Raw genomic sequence first — 14557 nt, 5'->3', positions numbered from 1 at the left:
GTCTGTGCCTGGCATGATTGCGATGTTCTTCGCGGTATACAGCGCAGGTCCGAGCCGTTAACGTAAAGCAAAGCCGTTTATAGAGGAAGGACTCGTGGAACACTCGCTCTTAGTTTGGCTGTTGCCGACTCTTGCCCTGGTTGCCGGTGTCGCCATTGGATTCCTGCTTGCCCGACTGCTGCCCAATGCGGTGCCTAACAGCACGCAACGTCAGCTGGACGACATTCAGGAACGTTTCGACAGTTATCAGAATGAAGTGGTCACTCACTTCAACAGCACCGCTTCTCTGGTGAAAAAACTCACTCAGAGCTACCAGGACGTCCAGGATCATTTGTCCGAGGGTGCCAATCGCCTGGCCCTCGACGAGCAGACTCGCCAACGCCTGCTGGCCGCCCTGCACGCTGATGCGGCGCAGACGCCACGGGAACGCCTGACCCCGCCAAAAGAGGTTCAGGAACCGCCCCGGGACTACGCCCCCAAGGCCCCCAATTCACCCGGCATGCTCGATGAGCATTACGGTTTGAAGAAGTAATCTCCAAGCGGCACCCAAAAGCCCGCCCGATCGCATGATCGGGCGGGCTTTTTTTTGACTCCGACGCCTTGTGGGAGCGAGCCTGCTCGCGATGTCGGCGGCACATCCAGCATCACCGTTTCAGACACACCGCTTTCGCGAGCAAGCTCGCTCCCACAGTTTTGATTGGGGTGTTCACAAAGTCTGTGCCCGCACCCATCTCCTGTGGGAGCTGGTGTCACAGGTTCTGCGCCACCCTGCCCTCACCCCAACACTTCACCCGCCACCTGATCGATAGCCCCTTTGGTGATGTCGACGATCAGGTCCGCCTCTTCGCGGGTCAGGATCAGCGGCGGGGCGAAGCCCAGGATGTCGCCGTGGGGCATGGCGCGGGCGATCATGCCGCGTTCCAGGCAAGCGGCCGAGACCCTGGGGCCGACTTTCAGCGCCGGATCAAAAGCGCTGCGCTGCTCGCGATCAGCCATGAACTCCACCGCCGCAAGCATGCCATCACCGCGCACTTCACCCACCAGCGGATGGCCTTCGAAGCTCTCACGCAGCCGGCGGTTCAGGTAGCCGCCGACATCCTCGGCGTTGGCGGTGAGGTTTTCCCGCTCGAGAATGTCGAGGTTGGCCAGTGCCGCCGCCGCGCAGATCGGATGCCCTGAATAGGTCCAGCCGTGCCCCATGGCGCCTTCGGTCTGGGAGGCTTTTTCAATCACACTCCAGACCTTTTCCCCGATGATCACCGCCGACAACGGTGCATACGCGCTGGTCAGGCCTTTGGCGGTGGTTATCAGGTCCGGCTTCATGCCGTAGCGCTGGCTGCCCATCTTCGAGCCCAGGCGACCGAAGGCGCAGACCACTTCATCGGCAATCAGCAACACGTCATACTTTTTCAGCACCGCCTGGATCGCGTCCCAATAACCGGCCGGCGGAACAATGATTCCGCCCGTGCCCATCAAAGGCTCACCAATGAACGCCGCCACGGTGTCCGGCCCTTCAGCCAGGATCATTTTTTCCAGCTCATCGGCGCAGTAGCGTACGAACGTGCCTTCGTCCATGCCCGCCGGGGCCTTGCGATACCAATGGGGGCACACGGTGTGCTTGACCCCTTCCACCGGCAGGTCGAAATGCTGGTGGAAGGTCGCCAGCCCAGTCAGGCTGCCGGTCATGATGCCCGAACCATGGTAGCCACGATCGCGAGAGATGATTTTCTTCTTCTGCGGCCGGCCCAGCACGTTGTTGTAGTAACGCACCAGTTTGACCTGGGTTTCGTTGGCATCGGAACCGGACAGGCCGTAGTAGACCTTCTTCATCCCTTCCGGTGCCCAGTCCATGATGCGACTGGACAGTTCGATGATCGCCTCGCTCGAGTGGCCGACGTAGGTGTGGTAGTAGGCCAGTTCCTTGGCCTGCTTGTAGATGGCATCGGCCACTTCGGTGCGGCCGTAGCCGATGTTCACGCAGTAGAGGCCGGCAAAGGCGTCGATGAAGTCACGGCCTTCATGGTCGCGAATGCGGATGCCCGCTGCGCTCTTGATGATCCGGCCCTTGAGCGCACCGCTGGCGTGGTCGTGGGCGTGGGTCGAGGGGTGCATGAAATGCGCACGGTCTTGTTCGAACAGCGTGTTGAATTCCTGGCTCATGCGGATTCTCCTGGGAACTGGCCTTGATGGTGCAGGCAAAAGTATTTGGTTTCGACGAAGGGCTCGAAGCCCTCGCTGCCACCCTCGCGACCAAGGCCCGAGGCTTTCATGCCACCGAAGGGGATCGGATGGCCGGTGAACTTGACGCCGTTGACCGCGACCATGGCGTGGTCGAGACGGCGAATCAGTGGATAAATGAGGTCCAGGCGGTTGGAGCAAATATAGGCTGCCAGACCGTATTCGGTGTCGTTGGCCATTTCGATGGCTTCATCCAGGGTGTCGAACGGCATCACCCCGGCGATGGGCGCGAAATTTTCTTCGCGGTAGATGCGCATCTGCGGCGTGACATCAGCCAGCACCGTTGGCTGGTAGAACAAGCCGCCCAAGGCATGGGCCTCGCCACCGACCAGGCGCTGGGCGCCAAGGGCCAGCGCATCGGCGACCCGGTCGGCAGTTACGTCGAATGCAGCCTGGTGCATCAACGGGCCAATATCCACATCCTGCTCCTGCTGATCGACCATGGCCGGGCCGACCCGCAACGCCCGAACCGCCGCGGCGAAACGGCTGAGGAACGCCTGATAAACCGGGCGCTGGACCATGATCCGGTTCGCCGCGCAGCAATCCTGGCCCGAGGTCTGGAACTTCGCCTCCACGGCGACTTTTACCGCCAGCGCCAGGTCAGCATCGGCGCAGACAATGAAAGGCGCGTTGCCGCCCAACTCCAGGGCGACTTTCTTCACATCATGGGCGGCGGCTTGCAGCACCAGTTTGCCGACCCGAGTCGAGCCGGTGAAACTCACTGAGCGGACACGGCGATCCTTGACCAGGGTTTCCATGGTCATCTGCGGCTCACCCAACACCACGTTGAAGACCCCGGCAGGAAAACCCGCCTCCTCGGCCAATTGCGCCAAGGCCAAAGCCGAGTACGGCGTTTCGTGGGCCGGTTTGATGACCACGGTGCAACCGGCAGCCAGGGCAGCGGCGGCCTTGCGGGTGATCATCGCCGACGGAAAATTCCACGGCGTGAGCAGCGCGCAGACGCCCACCGGTTCCTTGAGGGTGCCCAGGTGGGCGTTGGGAATGTGGCTGGGGATATTCTGCCCGTACAAGCGCCGGGCTTCTTCGGCGAACCAGGGAATGAAGCTTGCGGCATAGGCGATTTCGCCGCGGGATTCGGCCAGGGATTTGCCCTGCTCCAGGCTGAGGATGCGCGCCAGGTCTTCACTGTGTTCGACGATCAACGCCGCCCAGCGTCGTAGAATCTCGCCCCGGGCATCCAGGCTCTGTTCACGCCACGCGGGGAATGCTTGCTGGGCCGCGTCCACCGCCGCGACAATCTGCGGCTGATCGAGCATCGGCACATGGCCGATCACCGTGCGGGTGGCGGGGTTGTGCACGGCAATGCTCTGGCCGCTGTCGCTGTGGACCCACTGGCCGTCGATGTAGCAAAGCGCTTTGAACAGCAGCGGATGTTGATAAGTCATGACGTTCACTCCAGACCGTGTGCGTGAAACCATGCTAGGGCAGCGGCACTTGGATAATCGGGTGTTTGCCGTAGGTCATTGCTTGGTTTTTTCTGAAACAAGGGGCTGTAAAAGTGATTTCTGCGGTGCTCAGGTTGACGGTGCCAGCTCCGCCGGCAAGGCGCCGCCGGTCTTGATGGTTTTGGTGACGATGTAGGTGAAATAGCGCTCGATGCCGAGGTCTTCGAGCAGCAGTTGATCGACAAAGCGCTGGTAGTGATCGATATCCGGAGACTGGATCATCGCCAGGTAATCCACCCCGCCGCCGGTGGCGTAACAGAACGCGACTTGCGGGGCGGTGGCCATGCGCTGCTCGAAGCGACGCATGTCCTGGGCGGTGTGTCGGGCCAGGGTGATTTCCACTAGCACCTGTTGACGCTTGAACACCGCGCCCCAGTCGATCTGCGCCCGATAGCCGGTGATCAGCCCTGCCATTTCCAGCTTGCGCACCCGCTCCCAGGCCGGCGTCACCGAAAGGTTGATCGCCTCGGCCAGACTCGACTTGGTGATCCGTCCATCCTCCGCGAGGATCTGCAGGATCTTGAGGTCATAGCGGTCGAGCTTGTGCATGGGCCGGGCTCCCGGTGATTAAAAACTCAAGGCATACATCAATTGTGGCGAGGGGATTTATCCCCGCTGGGTTGCGAAGCAGCCCCCAAGTTACTGACTCAATCTGTCTGCCATACCGAAGTGTCAGGTTGTAGGGTCGCTGCGCAACCCAGCGGGGGATAAATCCCCTCGCCACAAGTTCAGTGCCCAACCCGACTCACGCCAACACATCCGCAATCACTGCCAAGGTATCGCCACATCGCACCAGCCCCGGAAAGTGCCGGGCCGCCAGCAGTCCGCTGCGGGCGGCGCGGTATTCGATGGGGGCGACGCCGCTGCGGGTGGCGTCGTAAATACGCGCCACCACCTCGCCCAGGGTCACGTGTTCTCCCAGGTCGCGGCACATTTCCAGCAGGCCGTCGTGTTCGCTGGCGATGAAGCAACTGGCATCGGGCATGTCGAGCATCATCGATGGCTGTAGCTCGATTTCGCCGCGCAGGATGCCGGCGTGGATCAGCAGATTGCGTACGCCGCGCTCGGCAATCGCCACGCTGCGGGCCGTCGATGAGCCGCCACCGCCCAGTTCGGTGGTGACAAACACCTTGCCCTGGGATTCGGCGGCGGTGTCGTACATCGCCCCGGCGTCCAGTTCCAGCATGCGCATGCAATACGGCGCATTGAACGCCAGCATCCCCGCCTCGCAACGGGCCTGTTGCTGCTTGTCCGGCAACACGTGGCAGGCGGCGAACGGCAGGAAGTCCAGGGTCCGGCCACCGGAGTGGATGTCCAGGACGATGTCGGCCAAAGGCAGCAACGTACGGTTGAAATAGTCAGCGATTTTCTCAGTGACGGTACCGTCCGGCTTGCCGGGAAAACTGCGGTTGAGATTGCCCTTGTCGATGGGCGAAGTCCGGCGTGCGGCATGGAACGCCGGGGTGTTCATGAACGGCACGATAATCACCCTTCCGCTCACCTCTTGCGCGGTCAACCGTTGTGCCAGCTTGCTCAGGGCTACCGGGCCTTCGTACTCATCGCCGTGGTTGCCACCACTGAGCAACGCCGTCGGGCCACTGCCGCGCTGGATCACGGTGATGGGAATCATCACCGCGCCCCAGGCCGAATCGTCTCGCGAGTACGGCAGTTTGAGAAAACCGTGCTGTACGCCCTCGCGGGTGAAATCGACCGTGGCGCTGATGGGATTGGCAGGCAAGTCAGTCATGGCTCAATCCTTCACGAACAATTGACGAGGCACGTTGCACAGCGTCTCGACGCCGGTTTCGGTGATCAGGATGCTTTCAGTGATTTCCAGGCCCCAATCGTCCATCCACAATCCGGGCATGAAGTGGAACGTCATGCCCGGCTGCAACACGCTGGTGTCGCCGGGGCGCAGGCTCATGGTGCGCTCGCCCCAATCCGGTGGGTAACTGATACCGATCGGGTAGCCGCAACGGCTGTCCTTGTGGATGCCGAACTTCTCCAGCACTTTGAAAAACGCCACGGCGATGTCGCCCGTGGTGTTGCCCGGCTTGGCCGCGTCCAGGCCGGCGGCGATGCCCTCGACCACGGCTTTTTCGCCGTCGAGAAAATGCTGCGGCGGCTTGCCCAGGTAGATGGTGCGTGACAGCGGGCAGTGGTAACGCTTGTAGCAACCGGCAATCTCGAAAAAAGTCCCGGCGCCCTTCTCGAACGGCGAGTCGTCCCAGGTCAGGTGCGGCGCGCTGGCGTCGGCACCAGTGGGCAGCAAGGGCACGATGGCCGGGTAATCGCCGCCATGACCATCGGCCCCAAGGATGCCGCTGCTGTAGATCTCGGCCACCAGTTCGTTCTTGCGCATACCCGGCTCGATCCGCTCCAGAATCCGACCGTGCATGTTCTCGACGATGCGCGCGGCGATGCGCATGTAGGCGATTTCCTGGGGGGACTTGACCGCCCGCTGCCAGTTCACCAGGCCCACCGCGTCCACCAGTTTGGCCTGCGGCAAATGTTTTTGCAGCGACAGGTATGCGGCGGCGCTGAAGTAGTAGTTGTCCATCTCCACGCCGATGGTCAGCGCGCCCCAGCCACGAGCGCTGATCACTTCCCGGGACAGGTAGTCCATGGGATGGCGTTCGCGCGACTGCACGTAGATGTCCGGGTAGCCGACGATGTTCTCGGCCTGCATGAACACCGTGCGTTTGGCACCGTTGGCATCCTGGCCGCGACCGAACCACACGGGCTCGCCGTCCAGCGCCAGCAGCACGCACTGGTGTACGTAGAACGACCAACCGTCGTAGCCGGTGAGCCAGGCCATGTTCGACGGATCGGTGACCAGCAACAGCTCCAGGCCCTGAACCTGCATGGCCACACGGACCTTCGCCAGGCGCTGGGCGTATTCCTCCCGCTGGAACGGAAGATTGACGACTATCTCTGACATCCACCTGCCCTCTGATCAATGACGCACGAATAAAAGATCGGTCAACGACCGAATGGGAAACCCTTGCCTGCCGCCCGCGCCCGCTCAAAGGCCAGGTTGGCGATGGCGGTGTCCTGGGCGCCGGTGCCGGTGAGGTCGCACAAGGTGACTTGCGCCTCATCGGTCCGCCCGGCCCGCTGCCCCGCCAGTACCTGGCCCAGCTCCAGCAACGCCGACTCATCGCCGACGACACCGGCCGCCAGGGCGTGATGCAATTCGCCGAGCACGCGGGTCTGGCTCAGGCGATCAGCGACGTAGCAGTCGACTGCCGCCAGGGCTTGCGGACAAATCTCGTTCTTGTGCTCCGCGTCCGAGCCCATCGCCGTGATATGCAGGCCGGGATGCAGATGCCGGGACTCGATCAGCGGCTCACGACTGGGGGTACAGGTGATGGCGATGTCCACGCCTTCCAGCGCGGCGTCGAGCGTTGCGCACGGTGTCACCGAAAGCCCCGTCTCACGTGCCAGTTCGGCACTGAAGGCCTGGGCCTTTTGTGCATCGCGAGCCCAGACCCGCACCTCCTCGATGGGCCGCACCAGACGCAGTGCCTGAAGCTGCAACGCGGCCTGCTCGCCAGCGCCGATCAACGCGACACTGCGGCTCTGCGGGCGGGACAGGCAGCGCGCCGCCACCGCCCCGGCCGCGGCCGTGCGCACGGCAGTGAGGTAGCCGTTGTCGAGTAACAGCGCCTCGAGCAAACCGGTGCGCGCCGACAACAGCATCATCATGCCGTTGAGGCTGGGCAGGCCGAGTTTCGGATTATCGAAAAAGCCTGGGCTGACCTTGATCGCAAACCGCTCCAGACCCGGCAGGTAAGCGGTCTTCACATCCACCTCACCGTTATGTTCGGGGATGTCCAGCCGCAGGATCGGCGGCATCGCCACGGCTGCCGTTGCCAGCAGCACAAAGGCCTGCTCGATGGCGTCGATGCTGGGCAAGTCGAGGGCCACGCAACTGCGCAGATCCGCTTCGCTCAATAGGGTGACTTCACTCATGGCTGGCTCCGTTGCGGCTGAAGGTTATTGAGGGTCCCCGGCGATCACGCGGGCATGTTGTTCGGTGTCGACGTTGCGCCCGCTGATCACCAGCACAATGGGGCCGCGCGGTTCGATCAGGCCGTCGAGCAAAGCGGCAATACCCACCACGGCAGCGCCCTCAAGCACCAGGCGTTCCTCGTGATAGGCGTGGCGCAAAGCATTTGCGATGGAAGCTTCTGAAAGCAGGTGCAGGTCATCGCTCAGTTGCCGGGTCATGTCGAAGGTGTAGCGGTTGTCCAGGCCGATGCCGCCGCCGAGGGAGTCCGCCAGAGTGGGCAACTCCTCGACTTCCACCGGATGCCCGGCGGCGAGGCTGGCGCCCATGGCGGCACCTCGGGCCATGCTGATGCCATGCACCTGAATCGCCGGATTCGCACTTTTGAGCGCCAGCGCCACGCCGGCGAACAGGCCGCCACCGGACAACGGCACCAGCACCTGGGCCACATCCGGCTGTTGTTCGAGGATCTCCAGGCCGAGGGTGCCCTGGCCGGCGATGATCGCTGGATGGTCGAAGGGCGGCAGAAAGGTCGCACCCTGCTCTCTGGCGATGCGTTCGGCTTCGCGCTGGGCATCGTCCTGGGACTGGCCGACGATGCACACCTGCGCGCCGAGGTCGCGGATCGCCTGGACCTTGTTGGCCGGCACCAGGTTCGACAGGCAGACAATCGCCTTGACGCCTTGTTGCGAAGCGGCATGGGCCAGCGCCCGACCATGATTGCCGGTCGAAGCGGTGACCACGCCGAGGGCCTTTTGCTCGGGGCTGAGCTGGGCCACGGCATTGCTCGCACCACGCAATTTGAAGCTGCCGGTGATTTGCAGGGATTCGAGCTTGAGGTACACCGCCACCCCCATCAGCCGTGACAGGCTGGGGGAATGCTCCATGGGCGTACGCCGCACCAGCGATTCGATGCGCTGGCGAGCGAGGTAGACATCCTGTAGCTGCAACACTGCCATGACCGCATCCCGAGCTGATGTGTTGGGCGCAGTCTAAGAGGGCTGGATTGTGGTGATGAATGTACTAGGGCAATTTAATCAATGATTGTCCGGCCCCAAATCCTCGACCACTACAAATCCCCTGTGGGAGCGAGCCTGCTCGCGATGGAGACAGTACAGCCACAGTTTCTGTTGGCTGTTACGCCGCTATCGCGAGCAGGCTCGCTCCCACAGTTAAAAATCATGCACCTGCGGATACTGGTCAAACATCTCGCGCATGCCGATCAGCGCATGGCGCATTTCCTCATCGCTGCATTCGGCGCCTACGCATACTCGCACCGCACGAGGTTTGGGGGTGCCGCGCACGGTGAACGGGTCGGGAGAGGTCACGGCGATGTGTTTGTGCCGCAGCGCCCGCACCAGGCTGTCCACCTCCCACCGAGGTGGGATGCCTATCCAGGCATTCAAGGCGTGAGGATGCTGGCCCAGCAGATGCTCGCCCATGTACTCGGTCACCATCGCCTGGCGCCCGGCCAACAGCCGTCGTTGCAGCTGCACCAGCGACTCGGCGCGGCCATCGCGAATCCAGCGGGCGGCGATCTCCGAGACCATGGGCGTGGCCATCCAGCTGTTGACCCGCAGGATGCTCTCGGTGCGTAGCGCCAGGCGCTTGGGCACCACCAGATAACCGATGCGCAGCCCCGTGAGCACCGACTTGGTCATGCTGGTGCAATAGAACGACAGCTCCGGCAGGTAGTGGCTGATGGGCGGCGCACGGCGCTCGTCCAGCAGCGGACCGTATACGTCATCTTCGATGATGTGCACACCAAAGCGCCGGGCAATCTCGGCGATTTCCCGCCGGCGGGTGTCGGGCATCAGGCTGGTGGTGGGGTTGTTCAGGTTCGGCGTGCACACCAGCGCGGTGATGCGCTCGTTGCTGCACATGTCCTCGAAGTGTTCAGGGTCGATGCCATAGCGATCCATCTCCAGGCCCTTGAGGGTGAAACCCAGCACCTGGGAATTGCCGATCACCCCGTGGTCGGTCACCCCTTCGCAGAGCACCACATCATCGGGGCCGGCCAGGGAAGCAAGAGCAAGGAAGATCCCATGGGCTGCGCCGTTGGTGATCAATATGTCGTTGCGATCAACCTTCAACCTCTGGCGGCCGATCCATTGGGCGGCCGCTTCGCGATGGGATTCAAAACCTGCGATCGGACGAAAAGCATGAATCCACGGCTGATCTTCTTCGGTGCTCAATTGAAGGCAGGTGTCGCGCCAGAACTGGTCGTGCTCGCGGGTGTGCATGATTCGCGTGATGGAAAAGTCCACCAGCGCGCGCTCGGGGCTGTCGAGAATGTAGGTCGCGACCCGATCACTCATGCGTCGCGAAACGAAGCTGCCGCGCCCCACTTCACAGCGCACCAGCCCCTGGCGCTCCAGCTCCTTGTAGGCATTCGTGACGGTCTGCACGCTGATGCCCATGGCGTCGGCCACTTGCCGTTGCGGCGGCAGACGTTGGTCATTGGCCAGGGCGCCCTGCTCGATATCGTCAGCAATGGCCTGTACCAGAATCTTGTATTTGGACTCACCGCTACGGGCCGCGTCCAAGGCTGATTTCCACTTTTCCATGACGCTGCAACCCGCGTGTGTTCTGGTGCGCACAGCATCCCGCGGCAACGGCGACAAAGCAATTGTCCTAGTGCAATACAATCGGTGCCGGGGCTTTTGTATGCTCGGTCCAAGGTTGTCATCCAGGCGGGTTCACCACCCCGACAAAAAAGCCGGATCGACCTGTACCGGCGCCGCTCCCGATTCCAGGCCAAGGCCGGATCAGCCGCTGTACGCTTTGCTCTTGTAACACTGCCTCCTACCACAGAGCCGTCAAACGACGGATCCACAAGAAACAGGAGATTTTACCGATGAGCAATTTCCTTCCCGCCACATGCGCGCCCCTGCGTCGGCTCTTAATGACTTGTGCCGTACTTGGCCTGGCTGGCAGCGTTCACGCTGCCACCCTCGATACCGTCAAAAGCAACAGCAGCATCCGGATCGGCTACGCCAACGAAACGCCGTTCGCCTTTACCGAAACCGACGGCACCGTTACCGGTGAATCACCGGAAATCGCCAAGATCATCTTCGCCAAGATGGGCATCAAGCAGGTCAACGGCGTGCTCACCGAATGGGGCTCGCTGATTCCCGGCCTGCGCGCCGGCCGATTCGATGTGATTGCCGCCGGGATGTACATCACGCCGGCGCGCTGCAAGCAGGTATTGTTCACCGATCCGCAATACCAGTTGCCCGATGCCCTGCTCGTGGCCAAGGGCAATCCCAAGCAACTGCACAGCTATGAAGACATCGCCAAACAACCGGACGTGAAGCTGGCAATCATGGCCGGTACGGTGAACCTGGCGTACGCCCGGGATTCCGGGGTCAAGGATGAGCAGATCCTTCAGGTCCCCGACACCACCGCGCAGTTGCAAGCGGTGCGCGCCGGTCGCGCGGACGCTGCCGTCGGGACGCAACTGACCATGAAGGGCCTGGCCAGCAAGGGCGGTGACAAGGTTGAGGCGATGACCGAGTTCAAGGACGACCCGTCGCACATCGGCTACGGCGCCCTCGCCTTCCGCCCCGAAGACAAAGACCTGCGCGATGCGGTCAATGCCGAGCTGAAGAAATGGCTAGGCTCTGAAGAACACCTCAAGGCCGTTGCGCCGTTCGGTTTCGACAAGTCCAACGTGACCAGCAAAACCGCGGCCGAGCTCTGCGCTCAGCCATAGCCGAAACGGGCATGACGCGCAGTGCGTGATGCCTGTTCCCTGCTTCATCGGATATCGGGTTGAACCATGGGCGAATTACTTCCGTTATTGATTCAAGGGGCCTGGGTCACGCTTCAGGTGACCTTTCTCGGCTCGCTGCTGGCGATCGTCGCCGCGGTCCTGGCGGCCTTGGGGCGACTGTCACCGTGGCGAGCGCTGCGCTGGTTTTCCATCACCTACATCGAAGTGTTTCGTGGCACGTCGCTGCTGGTGCAGTTGTTCTGGTTGTTCTTCGTGCTACCACTGCCGCCGTTCAACGTTGAGTTGAGCCCCTATGCTGTGGCGATTGTCGGCCTGGGCCTGCACATCGGCGCTTATGGTGCCGAAGTCATGCGCGGCGCCATCAGCTCGGTGGCCAAGGGGCAATACGAAGCGTGCACGGCGCTGAATTTCAGCGGCTTCAAGCGCTTCAAGCGGATCATCCTGCCCCAGGCCCTGCTGGCGGCGATCCCACCGGGCACCAACCTGCTGATCGAATTGCTCAAGAACACGTCACTGGTGTCGTTGATCACGTTGTCCGACCTGAGCTTCCGCGCGCGGCAGCTGGATCAGGCAACCTTCCAGACCCTGGAGATCTTCAGCCTGGCGCTGGTGATGTATTTCATCCTCGCCCAGGCCATTAACCTGGGCATGCGCCATGTCGAACGACGACTGAGCCGGGGCCGGATGCGTGGAGGTCTGTCATGACCCTGTTCGACTGGTCCTACGCCGCACAGATCCTGCCGGACTTGCTGCGCGCCTCGCTCAATACGGTGGGCATCACCCTGATCGGCTTTCTGATTGCGATTGTCCTGGGGCTGTTCCTGGCAATTGGTCGGCGCAGCCGAAAAGTCTGGCTGTCATGGCCGGCCACCGCCGTGATCGAGTTCATCCGCAGTACGCCGCTGCTGATCCAGGTGTATTTCCTCTATTACGTGCTGCCTAACTACGGCTTGAGCCTGACGGCCATGCAAGTGGGGGTCCTGGGTATCGGCCTGCACTACGCCTGCTACATCGCCGAGGTCTATCGCAGCGGCCTCGACGCGGTGCCGCGGGCGCAGTGGGAAGCGGTGACGGCACTGAACATCGCTCCGTACAACGCTTACCGCAACATCATCCTGCCCCAGGCGCTGCGGCCGATCATACCGCCGCTGGGCAATTACCTGGTGGCGATGCTCAAGGACACGCCGGTGCTGTCGGCGATCACCGTGGTGGAAATCATGCAGCAGGCCAAGAACATCGGCTCCGAGCATTTCCGTTACCTGGAGCCGATCACCATGGTCGGCCTGTTCTTCCTCGCCCTGAGCCTCGCCTTGGCCTATCTGGTACGGCGCCTTGAAACGCGCATGGAGCTACGCTAATGACTTTACCCCTGTCCTCGCCCACCGATTTGTCCCGGCGCAGCACGCTGGCGTCGCAGCAGGAGGCCCCGGCCATGCAAGATCAGACACCGTCCCGGCCGATCGTGAGTTTCCAGGACGTGACCAAAAGCTATGGCAGCTTTACGGTGCTCGACCATCTGAACCTGGATGTCGCGCCCGGTGAAAAAGTCGCGATCATCGGCCCCAGCGGCTCGGGCAAGTCCACATTGTTGCGGGTGTTGATGACCCTGGAAGGCATCGACCAGGGCCAGATCCGCATCGAAGATGACTCCCTGACCCACATGCCCAACCGCAACGGCGTGCTGGTGCCGGCCAACGACCGGCACATCCGCCGTGTGCGCGGCAAGATCGGCATGGTGTTCCAGAGCTTCAATCTGTTTCCCCACATGACCGCGCTGCAAAACGTGATCGAGGCGCCGGTGCAAGTGCTGGGCATGAATCCGAAGGAAGCCCGGGAGCGCGCCGCCGATTTACTGGAGCTGGTAGGGCTGGGCAGCAAGCTCGACCATTACCCTTCGCAGTTGTCCGGCGGCCAGCAACAACGGGTGGCGATTGCCCGGGCGCTGGCGATGCGACCCAAGGTGATGCTGTTTGACGAAGTGACCTCGGCACTCGATCCGGAACTGTGTGGCGAAGTGCTGAATGTGATCCGCAAACTGGGGGCCGAGCACAACCTGACCATGCTGATGGTGACCCACCAGATGGGCTTCGCCCGGGAATTCGCCGATCGGGTGTGCTTCTTCTACAAAGGGCAGATCCACGAACAGGGCACTCCGGCGCAGATCTTCGAAAACCCGCAGCAGGAGCGCACGTGCGCGTTCTTGAGTGCGGTGAAAGAGGCTAACTGAACCTATCTACTAAAGTGAACACTGCAAAGGTCCAAACGCTAGCCGCAAAAAAGGGGGCCCCTGTTTTCAGGGGCCCCCTTTCATTTACCGCCCAGCGGTTATGGGTATTGCTGGTAAGTCTGCCCCTGCTGCGGCGCTGTCTGGTATTGCTGGCCCGGAATGGCCTTGAGGTTGACTTCGACACGGCGGTTTTGCGCGCGGCCATTGACGTCGGCGTTGCTGGCCACCGGATTGTCCGGGCCGGCACCGCGGGCCGTCAGGTTGGCGCCACTGACACCTTGGGACGTCAGGTAGGTCGCCACGCTCTGTGCACGACGTTGCGACAGATCCATGTTGTGCTGACGGCTGCCGGTGCTGTCGGTATAACCCACGATTTCGATCTGGTTCTGGTTGAACTCCTTGAGGGAGTTGGCCAGGTTGTTCAGCGGCTGGTAGAAACTGGACGCGATGTTCGCCGAGTCGGTGGCGAAGGTGATGTTGCCCGGCATGATCAGTTTGATCTGGTCGCCCTGGCGCTGCACTTCAACGCCGGTATTGGCCATGCTGGCACGCAGTTTCTTTTCCTGCTGGTCGGCGTAGTAACCGTAGCCGGCCGCGGAAGCCCCCACGACCGCAGCGCCGATCAATGCACCCTTGCCACGGTTATCGTGACCGATGGCCGCACCGGCCAACGCACCGGCCAGGGCACCGAGGCCGCCGTACTTGGCAGTCTTGCTCATGCCGGAGGACTCTGTGGAGGCCTGCCCCTGGTTGTCATAAGGATTAGGCGACGCGCAGCCGGACAGCAGGGCCACAGCGGTTGCGACAACAATCAAGCGACGCGAGGTGAACATGAAGGTGCTCCTGGTATTTTAATTCTGAAGTGCCAGTATCGACTC

The 14557-nt window shown here is 62.1% G+C and carries 14 protein-coding genes; 5 read left to right on the top strand and 9 right to left on the bottom strand.

Annotated elements, in window-relative coordinates; translation table 11 throughout:
- Positions 1 to 94: 94 nt before the first annotated feature.
- Positions 95 to 532, top strand: coding sequence for a YhcB family protein (locus tag BW979_RS08400; protein ID WP_047228581.1), 438 nt, complete (start codon positions 95 to 97; stop codon positions 530 to 532).
- Between the two features lie 242 nt (positions 533 to 774).
- Here the strand turns inward: BW979_RS08400 and BW979_RS08395 are convergent, their stop codons facing one another.
- The 8 genes from BW979_RS08395 to ehuR all read right to left on the bottom strand — a co-directional run bounded on the left by BW979_RS08395 (position 775) and on the right by ehuR (position 10283).
- Positions 775 to 2160 carry an aspartate aminotransferase family protein gene (locus tag BW979_RS08395; protein ID WP_076383601.1) on the bottom strand — a complete coding sequence of 462 codons (1386 nt, stop codon included), beginning with the start codon at positions 2158 to 2160 and terminating at the stop codon, positions 775 to 777.
- The gene (locus tag BW979_RS08390; RefSeq protein ID WP_076383600.1) at positions 2157 to 3644 is read right to left on the bottom strand and encodes an NAD-dependent succinate-semialdehyde dehydrogenase; all 1488 of its coding nucleotides are present in this window, start codon (positions 3642 to 3644) and stop codon (positions 2157 to 2159) included. Before BW979_RS08390 ends, BW979_RS08395 begins: the two co-directional genes overlap by 4 nt.
- A 129-nt stretch (positions 3645 to 3773) precedes the next feature.
- Entirely contained in the window at positions 3774 to 4253 is a 480-nt protein-coding gene (locus tag BW979_RS08385) for an Lrp/AsnC family transcriptional regulator (protein ID WP_076383599.1), read from the bottom strand.
- Positions 4254 to 4449: 196 nt separating this feature from the next.
- Positions 4450 to 5451, bottom strand: a complete 1002-nt coding sequence (gene doeB / locus BW979_RS08380) for a N(2)-acetyl-L-2,4-diaminobutanoate deacetylase DoeB (RefSeq protein ID WP_047228585.1) — start codon at positions 5449 to 5451, stop codon at positions 4450 to 4452.
- A gap of 3 nt (positions 5452 to 5454) precedes the next feature.
- Positions 5455 to 6645, bottom strand: coding sequence for an ectoine hydrolase DoeA (doeA, locus tag BW979_RS08375; RefSeq protein ID WP_047228586.1), 1191 nt, complete (start codon positions 6643 to 6645; stop codon positions 5455 to 5457).
- 41 nt (positions 6646 to 6686) lie between these two features.
- Entirely contained in the window at positions 6687 to 7679 is a 993-nt protein-coding gene (locus tag BW979_RS08370; RefSeq protein WP_076383598.1) for a cyclodeaminase, read from the bottom strand.
- Positions 7680 to 7703: 24 nt separating this feature from the next.
- Complete coding sequence (gene eutB, locus BW979_RS08365; protein WP_076383597.1) at positions 7704 to 8675, bottom strand: hydroxyectoine utilization dehydratase EutB; 972 nt, start codon at positions 8673 to 8675, stop codon at positions 7704 to 7706.
- Between the two features lie 213 nt (positions 8676 to 8888).
- Positions 8889 to 10283 carry a MocR-like ectoine utilization transcription factor EhuR gene (gene ehuR / locus BW979_RS08360; RefSeq protein WP_047228589.1) on the bottom strand — a complete coding sequence of 465 codons (1395 nt, stop codon included), beginning with the start codon at positions 10281 to 10283 and terminating at the stop codon, positions 8889 to 8891.
- 290 nt (positions 10284 to 10573) lie between these two features.
- Here ehuR and ehuB point away from each other — a divergent pair, with 290 nt between their 5' ends.
- From ehuB to ehuA, 4 genes are all read left to right on the top strand, one after another.
- A complete protein-coding gene (gene ehuB, locus BW979_RS08355) occupies positions 10574 to 11431 on the top strand; it encodes an ectoine/hydroxyectoine ABC transporter substrate-binding protein EhuB (protein WP_047228590.1) in 858 nt (285 codons plus the stop codon).
- Between the two features lie 66 nt (positions 11432 to 11497).
- Positions 11498 to 12157, top strand: a complete 660-nt coding sequence (ehuC, locus tag BW979_RS08350; RefSeq protein WP_047228591.1) for an ectoine/hydroxyectoine ABC transporter permease subunit EhuC — start codon at positions 11498 to 11500, stop codon at positions 12155 to 12157.
- Positions 12154 to 12810 (top strand): ectoine/hydroxyectoine ABC transporter permease subunit EhuD, encoded by a 657-nt coding sequence (gene ehuD, locus BW979_RS08345; protein WP_076383596.1) that lies wholly within the window; start codon positions 12154 to 12156, stop codon positions 12808 to 12810. Before ehuC ends, ehuD begins: the two co-directional genes overlap by 4 nt.
- The gene (gene ehuA / locus BW979_RS08340) at positions 12810 to 13679 is read left to right on the top strand and encodes an ectoine/hydroxyectoine ABC transporter ATP-binding protein EhuA (RefSeq protein ID WP_370695169.1); all 870 of its coding nucleotides are present in this window, start codon (positions 12810 to 12812) and stop codon (positions 13677 to 13679) included. Before ehuD ends, ehuA begins: the two co-directional genes overlap by 1 nt.
- A 98-nt stretch (positions 13680 to 13777) precedes the next feature.
- On the opposite strand, the gene BW979_RS08335 is transcribed toward ehuA, so the two are convergent.
- Positions 13778 to 14512, bottom strand: coding sequence for an OmpA family protein (locus BW979_RS08335; protein WP_076383595.1), 735 nt, complete (start codon positions 14510 to 14512; stop codon positions 13778 to 13780).
- Positions 14513 to 14557: the final 45 nt, after the last annotated feature.

It is taken from the genome of Pseudomonas sp. A214 (genome assembly GCF_900156295.1).
In the GTDB taxonomy this organism is placed as follows: Bacteria; Pseudomonadota; Gammaproteobacteria; order Pseudomonadales; family Pseudomonadaceae; genus Aquipseudomonas; species Aquipseudomonas rhizophila.
The sequence above is the reverse complement of the archived record's forward strand: the minus strand, read 5'-3'. Positions and strand labels throughout refer to the sequence as shown.